Below are 18,223 nucleotides of genomic sequence, written 5' to 3'. Positions count from 1 at the left end.
GGAGCCCGGATAGCTGGCTATACTTCCAAACAGCTTCAAGAACTGCGGCCGCCAAGCTCCGACTTGGCCGCATACCAACCCTGCGCTCGTTGGGTGGTTCGGATGAAGAAGTGGCCTGCACTCGCCTCACGGCACCCGGTGCGGGCAAGAGCACGCTGAAAGGACCCGGCGCGCGGCGCCGTACTCCCATGGACAATGCCTCCTACCGCAGTGACCGCCCGGCCGGCACCCGGCCCGCCGACGACGCCGTGCCTCTTCCCGGCCTGGAACCGCGGGCTGTTTCCCTGCAGGATTACCAGGTCATCACCCGCGCCCGGGAAGAGTTCCTCGAATTCCTGCTCGCCGGAACCGGGCACCCCGAGTGAACGGACAGTCGGGGCTCTTGCTGGACACCCCTGTGCTGGCCGAAATCCGCAGTTCCCGCTGCAGTTCCGTCCTGACGGATTTCCTGCGCTGCCGCAGTTCCCTCCGGATCTTCATCTCGGCGCTGACGCTGGGTGACCTGCCCTGTCCGGACAGCTCCTGGCTGCAGGAGCTCGCCGGCCGTTTCGGGTGCCATATCCTGCCGGTGGACCAGGGCGTCGTCCTTGCCTCGGCAGGGTTGGAGCGCGACGCCGGCACACTCACGGTGGTGCTGGCCGCCACGGCACTGCGCAGCGATCTGACCGTAGTGACGGACCGCCCGGACGATTTCCGCCGGCTCGGAACTCCCGCCGTCAACCCGTGGAACGCCGGGAGAACACAGGAATAACCCGAAGTACACGGCAGGTAACGGAGCAGGCCTCAGGAAGGGGCCGTGAGAAGATGCCTATGTCCCGTGACCGACAGCACATACGGCTTTCGGCTGCCCCAAACACTGACGTAAGGATTGCTGGCCCATGGCCGACGAAGGCACCATTCCCCGACCAAGAATCGCGCACGCCGACCGGATAGATGACGACGGCGGGGCTCCCGCCAAGTGGAAGGTCGTTGGCCCCGGCCTGGTGGTGGCTGCCACCGGTGTTGGCGCCGCGGACATGGTTGCCACCCTGGTGGCCGGATCCAAATACGGCTACGGCCTGCTGTGGGCCGTGATTCTCGGCGTCATTCTCAAGATCATCCTGGTGGAGGGCGCCGGCCGCTACACGCTCGCCACCGGCAAAACCATTTTTGAGGGCTGGCGCTCGCTCGGAAAATGGACCACATGGTACTTCGGTCCGTACATCATGATCTGGGGCTTCGTTTACGGAGCCACCGCCATGTCCTCCGCGGCCCTGCCGCTGGCAGCACTGTTCCCCGCCGTCGATCTGTGGATCTTTGCCATCATCATGGGCCTGGCCGGCCTGGGCATGGTGTGGTTCGGCAGGTACGCCACCTTCGAAAAGATCACTGCCGCACTGGTGGGCATCATGTTCGTCACCGTGGTGGGGCTGGCCGTCATTGCGGCTCCGAACATCCCGGAGATGATGTCCGGGCTGGTTCCGCTGATTCCCGAAGGCGGAGTGGTCTACACGCTGGCGCTGGCCGGCGGCGTGGGCGGAACCATCACGCTGGCCGCCTACGGCTACTGGCTGAGGGAAAAGGGCTGGTACACGCCCAAGTGGATGAAGGTCATGCGGATCGACAATTCCATGGCGTACGTCATGACCGGCATCTTCGTGATCGCCATGCTGATTGTCGGTGCCGAAGTTGTCCGTTCGGCCGGTGTCTCCCTCAGCTCCGGTGACGAAGGCCTGCTGGACCTTTACGACGTGCTCAAGGCCGAGTACGGCGATGTTGTGGGAACCGGATTCCTGGTTGGTTTCTGGGCTGCCTCCTTCTCGTCCATCATCGGCGTCTGGAACGGCGTCTCCCTGATGTTCGCTGACTTCTGGGGCAACATGCGCGGCAAGGAGTCCGGACACAAGGACACCCGTGTAGGCGGAAAGTACTTCAAGTTTTACCTTCTGTGGCTGACCTTCCCGCCGATGCTGCTGTTCCTGCTGGGCAAGCCCATCGGGCTGATCCTGGCCTACGGCGTCCTGGGTTCCCTGTTCATGCCGTTCCTGGCCGTGACGCTGCTGGGGTTGCTTAACGGCCGGCGCGTGCCCAAGGCCTGGGCGAACAAACTGCATACTAACCTTGCCCTCGGCATCACGGCTTTGCTGTTCATTGTGCTGGGCATCCAGCAGGTTGTGGACGCCATCATCAAGGCATTCTGACCTTCTCGGCCGCTGCCGAATCCCACCTGAAACTGCCCTGCCGCGCTCCATCGCGGCAGGGCAGTTTAGCGCAAAGGGAACGCTTACGGGAGGTGCTCCGTAGGGGGTAAAAAAACTCGTTCCGTGCCATCTACGCCATGTTCCCCCCTCGGCTACGCTTGAAAGGCGAGAAGAGGTTGCAGCATGGAAAGTTTCGCGTCAGAGGGGCCTCACAGGCTCATTTCAGGGCGTTACCGACTCAATGAACCCATAGGCCACGGTGGCATGGCCACCGTCTATCGTGGACAGGACGAGGCTCTCGGCCGCGACATTGCCGTGAAACTCTTCCGGGCCAGCGCCGTCGCCCCAGACGACGTCGGCCGTCAGGAAACAGAAATGCGTTTACTGGCGTCTCTTTCCCATCCGGGCCTGGTAACACTGTTTGACGCCGGCAAGGACGACGCCGGCCGGGACGACGGCGAAGCCGGCGAACCCCGTGCCTTTCTGGTGATGGAACTGGTGGAGGGGCCGGACCTGCGCAAACGCCTGCGCGAGGAGGATCCGCTCAGCCCCGCCGACGTCGCCTACATTGGGGCTGAACTCGCGGGTGCGCTGGCCTATATCCACGGCCGCGGCGTCATCCACCGCGATGTAAAGCCCGCCAACATCCTTCTTCCACCGATCATCGCCGGCACGCTGCCGCGGGCCAAGCTGACCGACTTCGGCATCGCCCGGATGCTGGACGGTGACAGGATGACAGCGGCAAATGCGACGCTGGGCACTGCCAACTATCTGAGCCCGGAGCAGGCCAGCGGCCAGGAGGTGGGTTTCTCCAGCGATATCTACTCCCTTGGCCTGGTGCTCCTGGAAGCCGTAACCGGGCACATTGAATACGGGGGCAGCGCGGTGGAAGCGGCGCTTGCCCGGCTCAGCCGCAGCCCCGATGTGCCCGAAGCGCTGGGACACCACTGGTGTTCCCTGCTGACGGCAATGACCGCCCGCGATCCCGATCAGCGGCCCACGGCGGCGGAAGTCTCCGCCGGGCTGCTCGAGTACCGCTGGTCTTCCCTGGATGTGACGGCGCCGGTGCAGTCTCCTGCCCGTGTGCGGGAAGAAGGCACGCGGGAGGATATGGGGGAAGCCACTGGGGAAGACACCAGGGAGGCCACGGGTGCTGAGACCGGCGGGCCCGACGACGGCGGGCCGGCAACCGTGGACAGCGGGGCGGAGGTCCCGGAAGATCCGATTGTCCACGAGCCGGCAGCAGAGATCGCTCCGGAGCCGCAGCCGCAGCCGGAGCCGGAACCGGTGGAAGTGAAGCCGCCCTCCGGACCTGTGGTCCTCGTTCCGCCGCAGATGCCGCCCAAGATCGGACCCGGGAGACTGCAGACCGCAGCTGCCCGGGCGGCATCGCTGGCCATTCCCAGACGGCCGTCAAACCTCGCCCTGGCCGGACGAACGCTGCTCGGCCTGGTCGCCGTGGCAGTCCTGGCCATGACCATCATGGTTGTTGCCGACAGGATGGGGATCTTTCCGCAGAACCAGGGCTATCCGGCCGTTCCCGGACAACTCGGTGAGCACCTGCGCGAACTGCAGGAAAGTGTCACTCCGTGAGGCGCCTGCGCCTGATTCCGGCGGCGGCGGCCCTGCTGGCAGCCGGCGCGTTGTCCGGGTGTGAAGTTCCGGGGATCGATTCCGGCGCCGCCCGGGAGCTGCAGGGCCAGGTTGCCGAGGTGGCCGAGGCCGCCGCAGCAGGAAACTACGAAGCAGCGCTGGAAGACCTGGACGGCTTGGCGACCCGCTTGGAAACGGCAGCCAAGGACGGGGAAGTATCCGAGCGCCGGCAGGAACGGATCAGCGCGGCCATCGAAGCAGTGCGCCAGGACCTGCGGATGGAACTCGGCCTGCAGAAATAACCGCGTCCGGCGCCGGCACCCCCGCCGCAGGGAGGACCGGGAATAATTGCCTTATGACTTCAGTCCCCGACGCCCTGCCCTCCGTTCCTGCACCTGATGAGCGCTGCCCCTGCCTGAGCGGTGAAACGTACTCCGCCTGCTGCGGCAAGTACCATTCCGGAATCCGGAACGCTCCCACTGCCGAGGCACTGATGCGCTCCCGGTATTCGGCGTTCGCCGTCGGCGACAAGGCTTATCTGCTGAAAACCTGGCATCCCTCCACCCGCCCTTCAACCCTCGATCTGGACGCTGGATTGCAGTGGCGCCGACTGGACATCGTGGAAACGTCCGCCGGGGGTCCGCTGGACGAGACGGGAGTAGTACGCTTCAGGGCGCACTTCCGGGACGGAGCAGGGCGCGGTGTCCAGGAGGAGACCAGCCGGTTTGTCCGCGTCGGCGGAGTCTGGCTCTATGTGGACGGTGAATAGGCGGGGGCCCTTCCGCAGCTTCCGCCTCCGCTTCTAGGCTGAAGGGGACCTATCAGTCTGAGCAGGCGAGGACACCATGAAAGCACTCGTGTATGAAGGCCCCGGACAAAAAGCATGGAAGGACGTTCCGGATCCGACTATCCAGGAGCCGCGGGACGCCATCGTAAAAATCGATTCCACCACCATCTGCGGCACGGACCTGCACATCCTCAAGGGTGATGTCCCGGCCGTAACCCCCGGCCGGATCCTCGGGCATGAAGGCGTTGGCACCATTACCGAAATCGGCAGCGGCGTCAGCAACTTCAAAGTGGGGGATAAGGTCATCCTGTCCTGCGTATCTGCGGACGGATCCTGCATCTTCTGCCGCGACGGGCTGTACTCCCACTGTCTGGGCGAGGAAGGCAGCGCGGGCATCGGCTGGATCTTTGGCCACCTGATCGACGGCACGCAGGCGGAATATGTGCGGGCACCCTATGCGGATACTTCCCTGTATCTCCTGCCGGAGAGCGTTTCCGACGAGCACGGTGTGCTGCTGAGCGACATTTTCCCCACCGGGTTTGAGATGGGGGTGCAGTACGGACAAACAAAACCCGGGGACGTGGTGGCCGTCGTCGGCGCCGGTCCGGTGGGGCTGGCGGTTATTGCCACGGCAAAGCTCTACGGGGCGGCAAAGATCATTGCGGTGGACCTGGACGCAAACCGGGTGGAGCAGGCTCGGAAGTTCGGCGCCACGCACGGGGTGAATTCCGGGGACGCTGATTGGCGCGAGCAGATCATGGCTCAGACCGACGGCTGGGGAGTGGACGTGGCCGTGGAAGCGGTGGGCATCCCCGCAACCTTCGAAATGTGCACCAACATAGTCCGCCCCGGCGGCAACGTAGCGAACGTAGGTGTGCACGGGAAACCTGTCAGTCTGGAGCTGGACCGGCTGTGGATCGAGAACATTGACATCAGCATGGGGCTGGTGAACACCAACACCCTGCCCATGCTGCTGAAACTCGTGGCAGAGGGAAAGCTTCCGGCGGAGGAATTCATCAGTCACCGCTATCCGCTGCACGACATCATCCAGGCCTATGACACGTTCTCCCGCGCAGCTGAGACGAACGCGCTGAAGGTGATCCTGCAGGCCTAGAACGGGCACGGCAACGGGGCGGGCGGAAACCGGACAGGTTGCCGCCCGTCCCGATTTTCGTGCATGTGCTGCGCGGGCAGATAATGAAACCGCGGCCGCGTCTGCTCCCGCAGTTCAACGCTAAAGAGGTTGTCAATGTCTAACAGCACCCCGTCCAACGGCACGTCCAGCGGCACCATGATCGCCGGACGTCTCAATGTTGAAACCGGAACTTTCGCCATGAAGGAAGTTCCCATCCCTGAGCCAGGCCCGGGATTCGTCCGGATCAAGGTCGGTGCGGCAGGGGTTTGCCTGTCCGATGTCCACCTGATCCAGGGACTGCTGCGTCCCCAGTTCCTCAAGGGCAGCGAGGTCACCCTCGGCCACGAAGTCGCAGGCACCGTGGACCTCCCCGGTGCGGGCGTCACCTCCGTGGCTCCCGGTGACCGCGTCGTGGTCCAGGCCGGCTATGAATACAACGGGGTCACGCTCACCATGGGCGTGGATTACGACGGCGGCTGGGCCGAGTACCTGGTGGTCCCGGCAGGCGTGCTGGTTCCGCTGGGGGAGGACATTCCCTTCGACCAGGCCTCCATCATTCCCGACGCCGTGTCCACCCCGTGGGGTGCCATTGCCTCCACCGGCGATGTCCGCGCCGGCGAAGCAGTCGGCGTATGGGGCATCGGCGGCCTGGGCGCACACGGCGTCCAGTTGCTGCGCCTGATCGGTGCTGCGCCCATCATCGCCGTTGATCCCCTCCCCGAAGCCCGGGAACGGGCGCTCGAATTCGGCGCCGACATTGCCCTGGATCCGATGGCCGAGGACTTCGCGGAGTCCATGAAGGCCGCCACCGGCGGCCGGGGACTCGACGTCGCACTGGACTTCGCCGGTGTGGACGCCGTCCGCACCCAGGCCATCAACTCCCTGGGCCTGCGCGGCCGCCTGGTGCTGGTGGGCCTGTCCGGCAAGCCGATGACCATCAGCGACAGCACCGGTTTCTCCTATGCCCGCAAGCAGATCCGCGGCCACTACGGCTCCGAGGCGCACCACGTGCCGCAGCTGGTGAACCTCACCCGTATGGGCCGCCTGGACTTCGCCAAGTCTGTGAGTGCGCGCATTCCGCTGGCCGAAGCCGAGCGGGCCGTCAAATCCCTTGATGCCAAGGAAGGCAACCCGATCCGCCTCGTGCTGATCCCGTAGCTTTTGAAGGGCGCAGAACCCTCCCGCTGATTCAGCGGGAGGGTTCTGCTGCTTAGGCTGCCCGGTTTCGAATCAGGGCATATCCGCGTACCGCACTGCGCCGGCCAGGGCCTCTTCCATTCCCTTGGCGTCCAGCGCCGTGACGTAGGCCGGGGTGTCGCGCTGCCAGCGCCAGCCCTCGGACAGCGGGCCGGCGTCCACCACGTCGAATCCGAACTCGTTGATGAGCGAGGCCACCGTCTCCTTGGCCGCTGCGTCGTCGCCCGCAATGGGCAGCGCACGGCGGTTGGCCGTGCCGGCGGGGGAGCCCTGCGTGGTCAGATGGTCGGCCATGATGTTGTTGAACGCCTTCACCACATGTGAGTCCGGAAGGTGCTTCTGAAGCAGTTCACTGGTGGTGGTGGACTCGTCGTCCAGCTCGGCAATGTTTCCGTCCCGCTGCGGGTAGTAATTCATCGTGTCAATGACCGTCTTTCCCGCGAGGGGCCGGTCCGGGACGTCACGGTAGTTCTTCAGCGGGATGGAGACGACGACGACGTCCCCGGCCTCCGCCGCCTCCGCCGGGGTGGCGGCGCGGGCGTGGTCCCCGAGTTCCATGATGAGTGCCTGCAGGGTTTCGGGACCCCGCGAGTTGCTGAGAATGACATCAAAGCCCTGCTTAACCGCGAGGCGCGCCAGCTGGGACCCGATGTTCCCGCTGCCGATGAAGCCAATGGACCGAACCGATGGGGCGCTCTCTAATGTGCTCATGGTCACTTACAACCGCGCAGCGGGCAGAATATTCCGGAGAAGCGGCCAACACAGGGTCCGACCAGCACGAGGAAAAAGGGGTAACCAGTCCGTGCAGAAACTCTTCAGCACCCGGCCCGACGAGACGCCATGGTGGCGGGACGCGCTGATCTACCAGGTGTACGTGCGCAGCTTCGCGGACTCCAACGGCGACGGGATCGGAGACCTGCCGGGGGTGAGGGCAAAACTGGACCACCTCTCCGGACTGGGTATTGACGCCCTGTGGCTGACACCTTTCTTCCCCTCGCCGCAGGCCGACGGCGGCTACGACGTCAGCGACTACCGGGACGTGGACCCGATGTACGGCACCCTGGCGGACTTCAGGGAGCTGCTGGACGCCGCGCATGAGCGGAACATCCGGATGATCGTGGACATTGTGCCCAACCACTGCTCCGACCAGCATCCGGACTTTCAGGCAGCACTGGCCGCGGGATCCGGCTCTCCGGAACGGGAAAAGTTCATCTTCCGCAACGGTGGCGGGGAGAACGGCGAGCTGCCGCCGTCGGACTGGCAGTCCAAATTCGGCGGCCCGGCCTGGGAGCAGGTGCCGGACGGGCAGTGGTACATGCACATCTTTTCCCGGGAACAGCCGGACTTTAACTGGCATCATCCCGAAGTCCGGGCCGACTTCGAAAAGACCCTGCGCTTCTGGTCCGACCTGGGGGTCGACGGCTTCCGGATTGATGTGGCGCACGGGCTGATCAAGGATCTGTCCTTGCCGCTGCGCAACACCAACGGGTCGGACTCCGCGCCACTGCTCTCCCCTCCGGAGGGGGATAACCACCCCTTCTGGGACCGGGACGAAGTGCACGGCATCTACCGGCAGTGGCGGAAAATCCTGGATGAGTACGATCCGCCGCGCCTGGCCGTGGCCGAAGCCGGGGTGAGCCTGGAACGCCTGCCGTTGTACGTCCGCCGGGATGAACTGGACCAGGCCTTCAACTTCTTTTATCTGCGCAGCCCCTGGAACCGGGACGCGTTCCGCACGGTCATCGACGCAGCGCTCGCCGGTGTCGCGAAGGTGGATGCGGCCACCTCCTGGGTCCTTTCCAACCACGACGTCGTCCGCCACCGCACCCGCTACGGACTGCCCGCGGGAACCGACCTGCTCCGCTGGCTGGCAACCGGCGGCACGGACCCGGTGCCCGACGACGCCGCGGGCCGGCGCCGTGCCCGGGCATCCCTGCTGCTGACCCTGTCACTGCCGGGGGCGGCCTATCTGTACCAGGGTGAGGAACTCGGGCTGCCGGAAGTTCCGGATCTGCCCGCGGCCTCCCTGCGCGATCCGATCTTTGAACGTACCGGGGGAACGGAGAAGGGCAGGGACGGCTGCCGCGTGCCGATTCCCTGGGACGCCGCGGCACCGGGGCTGGGCTTCACCGACGGCGCCCCCTGGCTCCCGCAGCCCCGGGACTGGAGCAAATATGCCGCCTCGGAGCAGGAGCACGACGCCGGGTCCTTCCTCACGCTGTATCGGCAGGCGGCCGCCGCCCGCCGCAAGATGCTGGCGCTCTCGCCGGGGCCGCAGATCATCTGGCAGGACCTCGGCGAGAAGATCCTCGCCTTCCGCCGCGGACGGCTCCTGTGCCTGCTGAATTTCGGAACCGATGAACTGCCCCTGCCGGCCGGGGAACTTCTGCTGGCCAGTGAACCGGGTGTCAGCACCGTACTGGGAACCGACGTGTCCGCCTGGCTGCTGGTGCCCTAAGCCCTGCCCATCTGCGGAGGGCCGGTTTAGGCTGGAAGGACAGCGGGCCACCCAACATATGAAGTGGGTTTGGTGTGAATGACTTCATCGCGCAGCGTTTCAACGACATCCTGTTTTCCAGCTGGCAGCACTTCAGCCTGGTCCTGCAGTGCCTGGTGGTCGCAGCCGTCCTGGCGGTACTGATAGCTGCGCTGACCTATCGGCAGCCCTGGCTGCGGTCAGCAGTGGACAGCATCAGCGCGGTGGGACTGACCATTCCGTCCTTCGCCCTGATCGGCCTGCTCATTGCGCCGCTGGGCTTCGGAGTCCTTCCGGCCGTCGTCGTCGTCGGCTTTTATGCCCTGCTGCCCATTCTCCGCAACGCCGTCGTCGGCCTGACCGGGGTACCGGGCAGCACCGTGGAAGCTGCCCGTGGCCTGGGCATGGGAAGAATCCGCATCTTCTTCCGGATAGAACTGCCCCTGGCCTGGCCGGTGATCCTGACCGGAATCCGGGTTTCCGGGCAGATGGTCATGGGGATAGCCGCGGTGGCCGCCTACGCCCTTGGACCGGGCCTGGGCGGTTATATTTTCTCCGGGCTGTCCCGTCTGGGCGGAGCCAACTCCCTAGAGTCCGTGCTGACCGGCGTGGTGGGCGTGGTGCTGCTGGCGATCATCCTGGACCTGCTGCTGATCGTCGTCGGCCGCCTGAGCATACCGAGAGGCATCCGTGTCTGAAACGCCATTTTCCTCCGCTCCGCACGCCGCAGGAATCCTGCTCCGGGACGTGACGAAACAATTTCCCGGCCAGGACCGCCCGGCCGTGGACAGCCTGAGCATGGAGATTCCGGCCGGTGACATGGTCATGCTGGTGGGTCCCTCCGGCTGCGGAAAGACCACCACACTGAAAATGATCAACCGGCTCATCGAGCCGACGTCGGGCCAGATCCTGCTGGGCGGGGACGACATCACTGGAGTTGATGCCGACCAGCTGCGCCGCGGCATCGGGTATGTCATTCAGGCCGGCGGGCTCTTTCCGCACATGACCGTGGCAGCGAATATCGCCGTCGTGCCCTCCATGCTCGGCTGGGACAAGGCCCGCACGGCCCAGCGGATCGATGAACTGCTGGAGCTGGTCTCGCTGGATCCGGCGCGGTACCGCGACCGCTATCCCAAGGAACTCTCCGGCGGCCAGCAGCAGCGCGTGGGAGTGGCGCGCGCACTGGCGGCCGATCCGCCCGTACTGCTGATGGATGAACCGTTTGGCGCCGTGGATCCGATTGTCCGGGAACGGCTGCAGGACGAGCTGCTCAGCATCCACGCGAACCTGCACAAGACGGTGGTCTTTGTGACCCATGACTTCGACGAGGCCGTGAAGCTCGGGGACCGGATCGCCGTATTCGCCGAGGGCGGCCACCTCGTCCAATATGACACCCCGGAGCGCATCCTTACTCATCCGGCCAATGACTTTGTGCGGCAGTTCATCGGTTCCGGAGCGGGCCTCAAACAACTCAGCCTGGCCCGCGTCAACGATGTTCCGGCCCTGCCCGTAGTCAGCGGCACCACCGGTGAGACCCCGCGGAACCTGCTGGCGCGGACGCTGTCCGCCGGGCAGGACGCTGCGGCAGTGGTCGACGGCGCCGGGAGGCCGCTGGCCTGGCTGTCCGTTGCTGAGCTGGATGGGCTCAGCCGGCTGCCCGCGGAGCGGAGTCCGCAGCTGGCGGTCGTTGCGCACGATGACACCCTCGCCGAAGCCCTGAACACCGTCCTGATATCGGACCGGGGTGCCGTGCTGGTCACGGACAATGAAGGGCGCCTGGCGGGAAGGATCGACGCACCCTTGATCCTGCAGGCCGTGCGGACGCGGCGGCTGGGAATCAACCGCGAGCAGGAAAGCGGAATGAGCAGCGAAGCAGGCCGGCCATGAGCAGCGTGGCGGGCGCACGGGGAATGCCGGGAGCACCGGATCCCGCGAGCGAACACCCGTTGGCTGAAACGGAAGCCGTTTCCGAAGTGCGGGAAAGTTCAGCCCGGGGCCTTGTCTGGCAGCTGGCCGGGATTGCCGCCGCGGTGGGGATCCTGCTGTTTTGGCTATCAGCTGCAGAACTGACGCAAACCGAACTGACGACTTTGGATCCGGCGACCCTCTGGGCCTACACGCTGGAACACCTGCGGCTGACGGTTTTGGCAGCTGTCATCGTGCTTGTGGTGGCCCTCCCGCTGGGCGTGCTGCTGACGCGCCGGCCCCTGCGGTTCCTGACCGGTCCGGTGCTGGCCGTGGTCAACATCGGCCAGGCGGCACCGGCCATTGGACTGGTGGTGCTGCTGGCCTTCTGGCTGGGCTTTGGTTTCCGGACCGCGGTGGTGTCTCTGGTTCTTTACGCCCTGCTGCCCGTGCTGCGCAACACGATGGTGGGACTGGACAACGTGGACCCGCGGCTGGTGGAGGCCGGCCGCGGGATGGGCATGAGCGCCGCGCGGGTGCTGTTTCGGGTGGAGCTTCCCCTGGCCGTGCCGCTGATGCTGGCTGGAATCCGCACGGCCCTCGTGCTTTTGGTGGGAACGGCCGCCCTGGCCACCTTTATCAACGGCGGCGGACTGGGCGTGCTGATCACCACCGGCGTGAACCTGAATCTTCCCCGGGTGCTCATCAGCGGTGCCGTCATGGTGGCTCTGCTGGCGCTGACGGTGGACTGGCTGGGACGGGCCGTGGAGTATCTTGCCCGCCCGAAGGGGCTCTGAATGAGAGACGCGAACCAGATGCTGCGAGCCCGGGCCGCTGCCGCGCTGACGGCACTGCTTGCCGCCGTCCTGCTGCTGGCCGGATGCGGACTGCAGCCGGCCGGCTCCTACGTCCCGCCGGTGTCCCCGGGCAGCATTAAGCCCATTGAAGGGCTGCCGGACGGTGCAGCCGTGACGGTAACGTCCAAGAACTTCACAGAGCAGCTCATCCTCGGCAAGATGTCAGTGCTGGCTTCGAAGGCCGCAGGGTTTGAGGTTACGGACTTGAGTAACGTGCCGGGCAGCCTTCCTGCCCGCGAACTGCTGCGCAGCGGCCAGGCGGACGTGATGTGGGAATACACCGGCACCGCCTGGCTGACCTATCTGGGCAACGAACTCGGTATCCCGGATCAGCAGGAACAGTGGCAGGCGGTGCATGATGCAGACCTTGCCAATGGCCTGACCTGGGGAGCTCCGGCGGAACTGAACAACACCTATGCGCTGGCGATGAGCCGGCAACGGGCCGAGGAGCTGGGCATCACCAGCATCTCAGACCTGTCGAAGCTTCCGCCGGAAGAGCTGACCTTCTGCGTGGACGCAGAATTCAACTCAAGGCAGGATGGGTTCAATCCGCTGCTTGAGCTGTACGGGCTGCCCCGGGGCAGTGTGGTTCCGGAGCAGAACGTGGGCATCTATGACACCGGTGCCATCTACGGCGCGGTGGACCAGGGACAGTGCACCGTGGGCGAAGTCTTCGCCACCGACGGCCGGATCGCGGCTCTGGACCTGCTCGTCCTGGAGGATGACCTGAACTACTTTCCGGCCTACAACGCCGCCCCGGTGATCTACACCGAAACACTGCAGAAGTACCCGGAACTGGAAGCTGTCCTTGAGCAGGTGGCCGACAAACTCAACGATGAAACCATGCGGTCGCTCAACCTGAAAGTGGACGTACAGGGCGAGGAACCGGAGCAGGTGGCCTACGACTGGATGGTGTCCGAGGGGCTCGTCAGCCCGGCGGACTAGGCCCGGTGGAAGAAACCGCGGATTTCCGCCAGGACGTCCTCCGGAGCTTCCTCGGGCAGGTAATGCCCGGCATCCACGGCTCGGCCGGTAACTCCCGGGACTGCCTTTTCCCAGAGCGCCAGCGGATCAAACTGCGCCTCGATGACTCCGTGCCGCCCCCACAGGACCCGCAACGGCACCTCCGGCGTGAGACCGGCATCGCGGTCCGCGGAATCATGTTCCAGATCGATGGTGTCCGCGGCCCGGTAATCCTCACACATGGCGTGCACAGCCCCCGGGGAGGACAGCGCGGAAACGTAGGCATGCAGCACCTCGGCAGGAAACGGACCCAGCCCGGCGTAGCGGCTGCCGATGATGTTTTCCACGTAGGCCCGCGGATTGGCTTCGATCAGGGCTTCGGGCAGCGGCTCCGGCTGGATCAGGAAAAACCAGTGGAAATAGGCCTCAGCAAAGTCCCGGTCCGTTGCTGCGTACATGTCCACTGTGGGAGCAATGTCCAGAAACATTGCCTGTGACACCAGGCCCGGGTAGTCGGCCAGCATCCGATGCCCCACCCGGGCCCCGCGGTCGTGGGCACACAGCGCAAAGCTGCTGAAGCCGCGTTCGGCACCGAAATGCTCCATCAGCAAAACTGCGTCTTTTGCCATCTCGCGCTTGCTGTACGTGGAGTGATCCGCTTCCCCGGCAGGCTTGGAGGAGCCACCGTAGCCGCGCAGGTCCGGAGCTATGACGGTGAAGTCTTCAGCCAGGGCATCGGCAATCCGGTGCCACATCAGGTGAGTTTCCGGATGCCCGTGCAAGAGAAGCAGCGGCGGCCGGGCTTCGGCATTACCGCTTCCCTCACCGCCGCCCCCGGCGGCATCACCGCTGCCGCCCCCGCCGTCGTCGTCGTCGTCCCGGGATATTCGCCCGGTGACCGTAATGCCGTTGACTTCCACAGCGAACGGTTCAAACCGGGTAAACCCGGGCACGCCCTCGGCCATTGTGCTGTTTCCTTTGATTGCGTGTCCCTTTGAGCAACTGTGCCGGGCCTCGGCTCCGGCCGATGCCTACTGGGACTTTTTGCCGTGCTTGCCGCGCTTGCCGTGTTTGTCATCCTTGCCGCTGCTCTTGTGGCCCTTGACGTCCTTTGCCACCTTGATGGCGGCAGCTGCCGCGCCGGCCTTGACCGGAGCAGGCACCCTGACTTCCTTGACCTTGGTGACTTCCTTAACCTTGGTCCGGTTCTTCCGGTCCAGGATCAGCGAGGCGGCGATGCCGGCCATCCAGATGTCCTTCGCCAGCGGCGTGCCCTGAGCGGTGGGCCGGATGCCGTCCTCCTCGGTGAGCCCGGGAGTCTTGAGATACATCGTCACCATGCCGCCGGAGAAGGCGCCGAGCACCAAACCGGCGAGCCTGCTTGGAATGATGGGGATCAACAGGGTCAGCCCTACGGCGATCTCCGCTGCACTGAGCAGTTTTCCGAACCGGACAGGGTCCAGGTCCATTACCTGGGGAAAGGCGTTGCCGGCCATTTGCTGCAGCCCGGCGGCGGATTCCTCGTCCAAGTTGCGCTTGCCCAGGCCGGAGTTGAGGATGTAGGCGCCGGTGGTTAGGCGCAGCGGAATGTGGCTGATTCTCATGAGGGGTCCTCCCGTGAAGTCACTGACATCCCTGAGCCTACGGGCGCCGGGGGCAGCACGCCAGAGCAGGCAATCCAACGAGTGAAAGGAATTGGGCATGGTAGCCGCGTGGACTGCCTCAAGCAGCTACCTGTGCCGCCAAGCGCGGAACACGCGCCGTATGGTTCACCCTCAGCCGGAAACTCTGCTTTGATGGAAAGGAAGGAACGCAGGAGCAGCTGTCGTCGACACTAGAAGGTCTTCATGGATTTCCTCCCGGCCGAACATCCCCGGCCGCGACATTTCATTCTTCATCTCAGCGACACGCACCTGGTCGCCGGACCGGATCCCCTGTACGGGGCGGTGGACAGCCGGGGCAGACTGGCGGAACTCTTCGCCAGACTGGAAACATCCGGGCAAAAGCCGGAGGCCATTGTCTTCACGGGAGACCTGGCAGACAAAGGCGAACCGCAGGCATATGCCAAACTCCGCGACATTGTGGCCCCCGTGGCCGAGCGCATGGGAGCCCGCCTGATCTGGGCCATGGGTAACCACGACAACCGCGAACACTTTAAGAGCGCGCTGCTGGATGAGGCTCCGGACATGGCACCGGTTGACCGCGTTTACATGGTCAACGGCCTGCGGATCATCACCCTGGATTCCACGGTGCCGGGATACCACCACGGCGAGCTCAGCGGGGCGCAGCTGGACTGGCTTCGAAACGTGCTGGAGACGCCGGCCCCGGACGGAACGATCGTGGCCCTGCATCATCCGCCGGTTCCGAGCGTCCAGGACCTGACCGTGCTCGTGGAGCTGCGCCATCAGCGGGACCTCGCAGCAGCCCTTAGGGGTTCCGACGTCCGCTCCATCATTGCCGGGCACCTGCACTACTCCACCTTCGCCACGTTCGCCGGGATTCCCGTGTCCGTGGCCTCGGCAACCTGTTACACACAGGACCTGTCCACACCGGGCAGCCGGGGCCAGGATGCCGGGCAGGGGTACAACATGGTCCACGTCTACGCAGATTCGGTGGTGCACTCCGTGGTTCCCATAGCTGCGGACAAGACCGTCGGGGAGCGTGTAGACGAGGCAGAAACCGCCCGCCGCCTGAAAGCAGCGGGCGTGCGGATTGTGGATGCCCAGCAGCTGACCTCAGCGTAGGGCGCGGTCCGGACTGAGACTGCGCCCCATCGCCTGCGCGCCATCGCCGCAGCGGCTCAGGCTTCTTCGGGATACCGTTCCGGCTCCGGGCCCAGGTTGAAGAATCTGCCTTCGACACTCTCCGGCTGGATTTCCACGTACCGGTACTTCAACGTCCGGACCCACGGCCGCAGCGGAAGCTCATCGGCGGCGTCAATCTCACTTTGCTTCTCGAGGTGGCGCGTGGTGCCCTTGACCACCACAGACCAGGCCTGGTCGCTGAGGATCCCGTCCGCCTCAAACGCAACATGGTTATTCACCGTAAGCTCCGCCAACTTGGTGCCGGGGCTCGTGCGGAACAGGATGACGCCGTCGTGCGCGTAGTAGTTCAGCGGATAGATACTCGGCCGGTTGGCCACGCTCACCGCCAGCCGCCCGTGGTACGTCTTCTCCAAATACTTCCAGCACTGCTCGGGGCTAAGTTGCACAACGGGCGGCCGCTCTTCGGTAGTCATGGGCCCCAGTCTGCCAAGGACCCGGCGATGCCGCCAGCGCTGCGCCTGCAAACCCCGCTTGACTAGTGACACGGGCCACAATAAGAGTGGACGAAGGAATATCCTCACCCTGATCAGCTAGGACTCCGGAAAGAGAGCACCGTGATGACAGACGCAGAGAATCCGAACCCCGCAGAAGCCGACAGCGACGGACAGGACGCCGCCCGGCATCTGACCACCCGCCAGGGGCACCCGGTCTACGACAACCAGAACAGCCGAACCGTAGGGCCCCGCGGGCCGGCGACGCTGGAGAACTACCCCTTCCTTGAGAAGATCAGCCACTTTGACCGTGAACGCATCCCCGAACGCGTGGTCCATGCCCGCGGCTTCGTGGCCTACGGTGAGTTTGAGGCCTCCGGCAAGTGGGGCGACGAGCCGATTGCCCGCTACACCCGGGCCCGGCTGTTCTCCGAGCCGGGGAAGAAAACCGACCTCGCCATCCGCTTTTCCACCGTGATCGGCGGCCGGGACTCGTCCGAAACCGCCCGCGATCCGCGCGGTTTCGCGGTGAAGTTCTACACCGAGGACGGCAACTGGGACCTGGTGGGCAACAACCTCGGCGTCTTCTTCATCCGTGATGCCATCAAGTTTCCGGACGTGATCCACTCCCTGAAGCCGGATCCCATCACCTTCCGCCAGGAACCGGCCCGGATCTACGACTTCATGTCCCAGACCCCCGAGTCCATGCACATGCTGATCAATCTCTTCAGCCCGCGCGGCATCCCGGCGGATTACCGCCATATGCAGGGCTTCGGCGTCAACACCTACAAGTGGGTGAACGAGCAGGGTGAGACCAAGCTGATCAAGTATCACTGGTTGCCGCAGCAGGGCGTGAAGTCGATGACGGAAGAGGACGCCGCCAACATCCAGGCCGGGGACCTCGGCCACGCGTCGAAGGACCTCTACGAGGCCATTGAGAGCGGCAACTATCCCAAGTGGGACCTCTATGTGCAGATGATGGATGACCACGACCATCCGGAATTGGACTGGGATCCGCTGGATGACACCAAAACCTGGCCGGAGCAGGACTTCGAGCCCCAATACGTGGGCACCATGACCCTGAATCGGAACATCACGGACCACCACAACGAGGCCGAGCAGATTTCCTTCGGCACCGGTGTGCTCGTGGACGGGCTGGACTTCTCGGATGACAAGATGCTGGTGGGCCGCACCTTCAGCTACTCGGACACCCAGCGCTACCGGGTGGGACCGAACTACCTGCAGCTTCCGGTGAATTCACCCAAGCATGCCCCGGTAGCCACCAACCAGCGCGGCGGACAGATGTCCTACTTCACCGATTTGGCTCCGGGACAGAATCCGCACGTGAACTACGAGCCGTCCATCACCGGCGGAGTTCCTGAAGCGCCCAAACCGGCCCACGAGGAGCAGGGCCCGGATCTCACCGGAAAACTGACCCGGGCACGCATTCCGCGGACCAACGACTACATCCAGGCCGGCCAGCGCTACCAGCTGATGGAGCAGTGGGAGAAGGATGATCTGGTGGGCAACTTTGTTGCCAATATCGGGGAAGCGGCGCGCGCGGTCCAGGAGCGCATGCTGTGGCACTTCTACATGTGCGACGACGAACTCGGATCGCGCGTGGGCGAAGGCCTGGGCATCGGGCTGGACGAGGTCCGGGACCTGGGTCCCCTGGCCACGCAGACCCTGTCCGAGGCCGAGAAGGACTGGATGAAGAACCTGGGATCCAACGGCCCCCGGAACGTGGAGGGGCTGACCATGACACATTGTGTTCCCAACGAGCACGTGGTGGTCACGCGCTAAAGGCCCCGGCCGGAAAACGACGACGGCGGGGCCCACCTCAGGCGCGCCCCGCCGTCGTCGTTCCGGCGCTT

At 64.9% G+C, this 18,223-nt stretch carries 19 protein-coding genes and 1 riboswitch; of the genes, 15 read left to right on the top strand and 4 right to left on the bottom strand.

What is annotated here, in order from left to right; translation table 11 throughout:
• The first annotated feature begins 33 nt into the window (after nt 1–33).
• A riboswitch (SAM riboswitch) is annotated at nt 34–157 on the top strand.
• 31 nt (nt 158–188) lie between these two features.
• The 8 genes from AC4D2Q_RS08520 (at nt 189) to AC4D2Q_RS08485 (ending at nt 6,853) form a co-directional block, all read left to right on the top strand.
• Nucleotides 189–365: a hypothetical protein gene (locus AC4D2Q_RS08520; protein ID WP_490946034.1), complete on the top strand. Its 177-nt coding sequence runs from the start codon at nt 189–191 to the stop codon at nt 363–365.
• A gap of 17 nt (nt 366–382) precedes the next feature.
• The gene (locus AC4D2Q_RS08515) at nt 383–751 is read left to right on the top strand and encodes a PIN domain-containing protein (RefSeq protein ID WP_490946033.1); all 369 of its coding nucleotides are present in this window, start codon (nt 383–385) and stop codon (nt 749–751) included.
• Between the two features lie 127 nt (nt 752–878).
• Nucleotides 879–2,180: an Nramp family divalent metal transporter gene (locus AC4D2Q_RS08510; protein ID WP_490946032.1), complete on the top strand. Its 1,302-nt coding sequence runs from the start codon at nt 879–881 to the stop codon at nt 2,178–2,180.
• A 183-nt stretch (nt 2,181–2,363) separates the two neighbouring features.
• Entirely contained in the window at nt 2,364–3,773 is a 1,410-nt protein-coding gene (locus tag AC4D2Q_RS08505; RefSeq protein WP_490946031.1) for a serine/threonine-protein kinase, read from the top strand.
• Nucleotides 3,770–4,075: a hypothetical protein gene (locus AC4D2Q_RS08500; protein ID WP_490946030.1), complete on the top strand. Its 306-nt coding sequence runs from the start codon at nt 3,770–3,772 to the stop codon at nt 4,073–4,075. The genes AC4D2Q_RS08505 and AC4D2Q_RS08500 overlap by 4 nt, the downstream gene beginning before the upstream one ends.
• Before the next feature lie 53 nt (nt 4,076–4,128).
• Nucleotides 4,129–4,542, top strand: a complete 414-nt coding sequence (locus tag AC4D2Q_RS08495) for a YchJ family protein (RefSeq protein ID WP_490946029.1) — start codon at nt 4,129–4,131, stop codon at nt 4,540–4,542.
• Between the two features lie 76 nt (nt 4,543–4,618).
• On the top strand, nt 4,619–5,674 hold the full coding sequence (locus AC4D2Q_RS08490) for a zinc-dependent alcohol dehydrogenase family protein (RefSeq protein ID WP_490946028.1): 1,056 nt from the start codon (nt 4,619–4,621) through the stop codon (nt 5,672–5,674).
• Nucleotides 5,675–5,809: 135 nt separating this feature from the next.
• Nucleotides 5,810–6,853, top strand: a complete 1,044-nt coding sequence (locus tag AC4D2Q_RS08485) for a zinc-binding dehydrogenase (RefSeq protein ID WP_490927010.1) — start codon at nt 5,810–5,812, stop codon at nt 6,851–6,853.
• 72 nt (nt 6,854–6,925) lie between these two features.
• On the opposite strand, the gene AC4D2Q_RS08480 is transcribed toward AC4D2Q_RS08485, so the two are convergent.
• On the bottom strand, nt 6,926–7,603 hold the full coding sequence (locus tag AC4D2Q_RS08480) for an NADPH-dependent F420 reductase (protein WP_490946027.1): 678 nt from the start codon (nt 7,601–7,603) through the stop codon (nt 6,926–6,928).
• A gap of 91 nt (nt 7,604–7,694) precedes the next feature.
• Here AC4D2Q_RS08480 and AC4D2Q_RS08475 point away from each other — a divergent pair, with 91 nt between their 5' ends.
• From AC4D2Q_RS08475 to AC4D2Q_RS08455, 5 genes are all read left to right on the top strand, one after another.
• Nucleotides 7,695–9,350 carry a glycoside hydrolase family 13 protein gene (locus AC4D2Q_RS08475; RefSeq protein WP_490946026.1) on the top strand — a complete coding sequence of 552 codons (1,656 nt, stop codon included), beginning with the start codon at nt 7,695–7,697 and terminating at the stop codon, nt 9,348–9,350.
• Nucleotides 9,351–9,424: 74 nt separating this feature from the next.
• A complete protein-coding gene (locus AC4D2Q_RS08470) occupies nt 9,425–10,066 on the top strand; it encodes an ABC transporter permease (RefSeq protein WP_490927014.1) in 642 nt (213 codons plus the stop codon).
• A gap of 49 nt (nt 10,067–10,115) precedes the next feature.
• A complete protein-coding gene (locus AC4D2Q_RS08465; protein WP_490946025.1) occupies nt 10,116–11,255 on the top strand; it encodes a betaine/proline/choline family ABC transporter ATP-binding protein in 1,140 nt (379 codons plus the stop codon).
• Nucleotides 11,252–12,070 carry an ABC transporter permease gene (locus tag AC4D2Q_RS08460; RefSeq protein ID WP_490946024.1) on the top strand — a complete coding sequence of 273 codons (819 nt, stop codon included), beginning with the start codon at nt 11,252–11,254 and terminating at the stop codon, nt 12,068–12,070. The genes AC4D2Q_RS08465 and AC4D2Q_RS08460 overlap by 4 nt, the downstream gene beginning before the upstream one ends.
• Entirely contained in the window at nt 12,071–13,075 is a 1,005-nt protein-coding gene (locus AC4D2Q_RS08455; RefSeq protein WP_490946023.1) for a glycine betaine ABC transporter substrate-binding protein, read from the top strand. It begins immediately after the preceding gene.
• Here AC4D2Q_RS08455 and AC4D2Q_RS08450 read toward each other — a convergent pair.
• Nucleotides 13,072–14,058 carry an alpha/beta fold hydrolase gene (locus tag AC4D2Q_RS08450; protein ID WP_490946022.1) on the bottom strand — a complete coding sequence of 329 codons (987 nt, stop codon included), beginning with the start codon at nt 14,056–14,058 and terminating at the stop codon, nt 13,072–13,074. The two genes, AC4D2Q_RS08455 and AC4D2Q_RS08450, sit on opposite strands and share 4 nt — an antisense overlap.
• 66 nt (nt 14,059–14,124) lie before the next feature.
• Nucleotides 14,125–14,697, bottom strand: a complete 573-nt coding sequence (locus AC4D2Q_RS08445) for a hypothetical protein (protein ID WP_490946021.1) — start codon at nt 14,695–14,697, stop codon at nt 14,125–14,127.
• Between the two features lie 243 nt (nt 14,698–14,940).
• Between AC4D2Q_RS08445 and AC4D2Q_RS08440 the strand changes: the two genes are divergently transcribed.
• Complete coding sequence (locus AC4D2Q_RS08440; RefSeq protein WP_490946020.1) at nt 14,941–15,837, top strand: phosphodiesterase; 897 nt, start codon at nt 14,941–14,943, stop codon at nt 15,835–15,837.
• Between the two features lie 56 nt (nt 15,838–15,893).
• Here AC4D2Q_RS08440 and AC4D2Q_RS08435 read toward each other — a convergent pair whose 3' ends face one another.
• Nucleotides 15,894–16,331, bottom strand: coding sequence for a pyridoxamine 5'-phosphate oxidase family protein (locus AC4D2Q_RS08435; protein WP_400927020.1), 438 nt, complete (start codon nt 16,329–16,331; stop codon nt 15,894–15,896).
• A gap of 144 nt (nt 16,332–16,475) precedes the next feature.
• Here AC4D2Q_RS08435 and AC4D2Q_RS08430 point away from each other — a divergent pair, with 144 nt between their 5' ends.
• A complete protein-coding gene (locus AC4D2Q_RS08430) occupies nt 16,476–18,152 on the top strand; it encodes a catalase (protein WP_490946221.1) in 1,677 nt (558 codons plus the stop codon).
• The last annotated feature ends 71 nt before the right edge of the window (nt 18,153–18,223 follow it).

Source organism: Arthrobacter sp. TJ-178, assembly GCF_058269275.1.
This window is presented reverse-complemented; position numbering and strand designations above follow the sequence as displayed.

Excerpts from the sequence above, each read along its gene's own strand:
- AC4D2Q_RS08455 (WP_490946023.1), top strand. The coding sequence starts at position 12,071 with ATGAGAGACGCGAACCAGATGCTGCGAGCCCGGGCCGCTGCCGCGCTG.
- AC4D2Q_RS08445 (WP_490946021.1), bottom strand. The coding sequence starts at position 14,697 with ATGAGAATCAGCCACATTCCGCTGCGCCTAACCACCGGCGCCTACATC.
- AC4D2Q_RS08495 (WP_490946029.1), top strand. The coding sequence starts at position 4,129 with ATGACTTCAGTCCCCGACGCCCTGCCCTCCGTTCCTGCACCTGATGAG.
- AC4D2Q_RS08460 (WP_490946024.1), top strand. The coding sequence starts at position 11,252 with ATGAGCAGCGTGGCGGGCGCACGGGGAATGCCGGGAGCACCGGATCCC.
- AC4D2Q_RS08505 (WP_490946031.1), top strand. The coding sequence starts at position 2,364 with ATGGAAAGTTTCGCGTCAGAGGGGCCTCACAGGCTCATTTCAGGGCGT.
- AC4D2Q_RS08510 (WP_490946032.1), top strand. The coding sequence starts at position 879 with ATGGCCGACGAAGGCACCATTCCCCGACCAAGAATCGCGCACGCCGAC.
- AC4D2Q_RS08430 (WP_490946221.1), top strand. The coding sequence starts at position 16,476 with ATGACAGACGCAGAGAATCCGAACCCCGCAGAAGCCGACAGCGACGGA.
- AC4D2Q_RS08485 (WP_490927010.1), top strand. The coding sequence starts at position 5,810 with ATGTCTAACAGCACCCCGTCCAACGGCACGTCCAGCGGCACCATGATC.
- AC4D2Q_RS08440 (WP_490946020.1), top strand. The coding sequence starts at position 14,941 with ATGGATTTCCTCCCGGCCGAACATCCCCGGCCGCGACATTTCATTCTT.
- AC4D2Q_RS08450 (WP_490946022.1), bottom strand. The coding sequence starts at position 14,058 with ATGGCCGAGGGCGTGCCCGGGTTTACCCGGTTTGAACCGTTCGCTGTG.
- AC4D2Q_RS08435 (WP_400927020.1), bottom strand. The coding sequence starts at position 16,331 with ATGACTACCGAAGAGCGGCCGCCCGTTGTGCAACTTAGCCCCGAGCAG.
- AC4D2Q_RS08520 (WP_490946034.1), top strand. The coding sequence starts at position 189 with ATGGACAATGCCTCCTACCGCAGTGACCGCCCGGCCGGCACCCGGCCC.
- AC4D2Q_RS08480 (WP_490946027.1), bottom strand. The coding sequence starts at position 7,603 with ATGAGCACATTAGAGAGCGCCCCATCGGTTCGGTCCATTGGCTTCATC.
- AC4D2Q_RS08490 (WP_490946028.1), top strand. The coding sequence starts at position 4,619 with ATGAAAGCACTCGTGTATGAAGGCCCCGGACAAAAAGCATGGAAGGAC.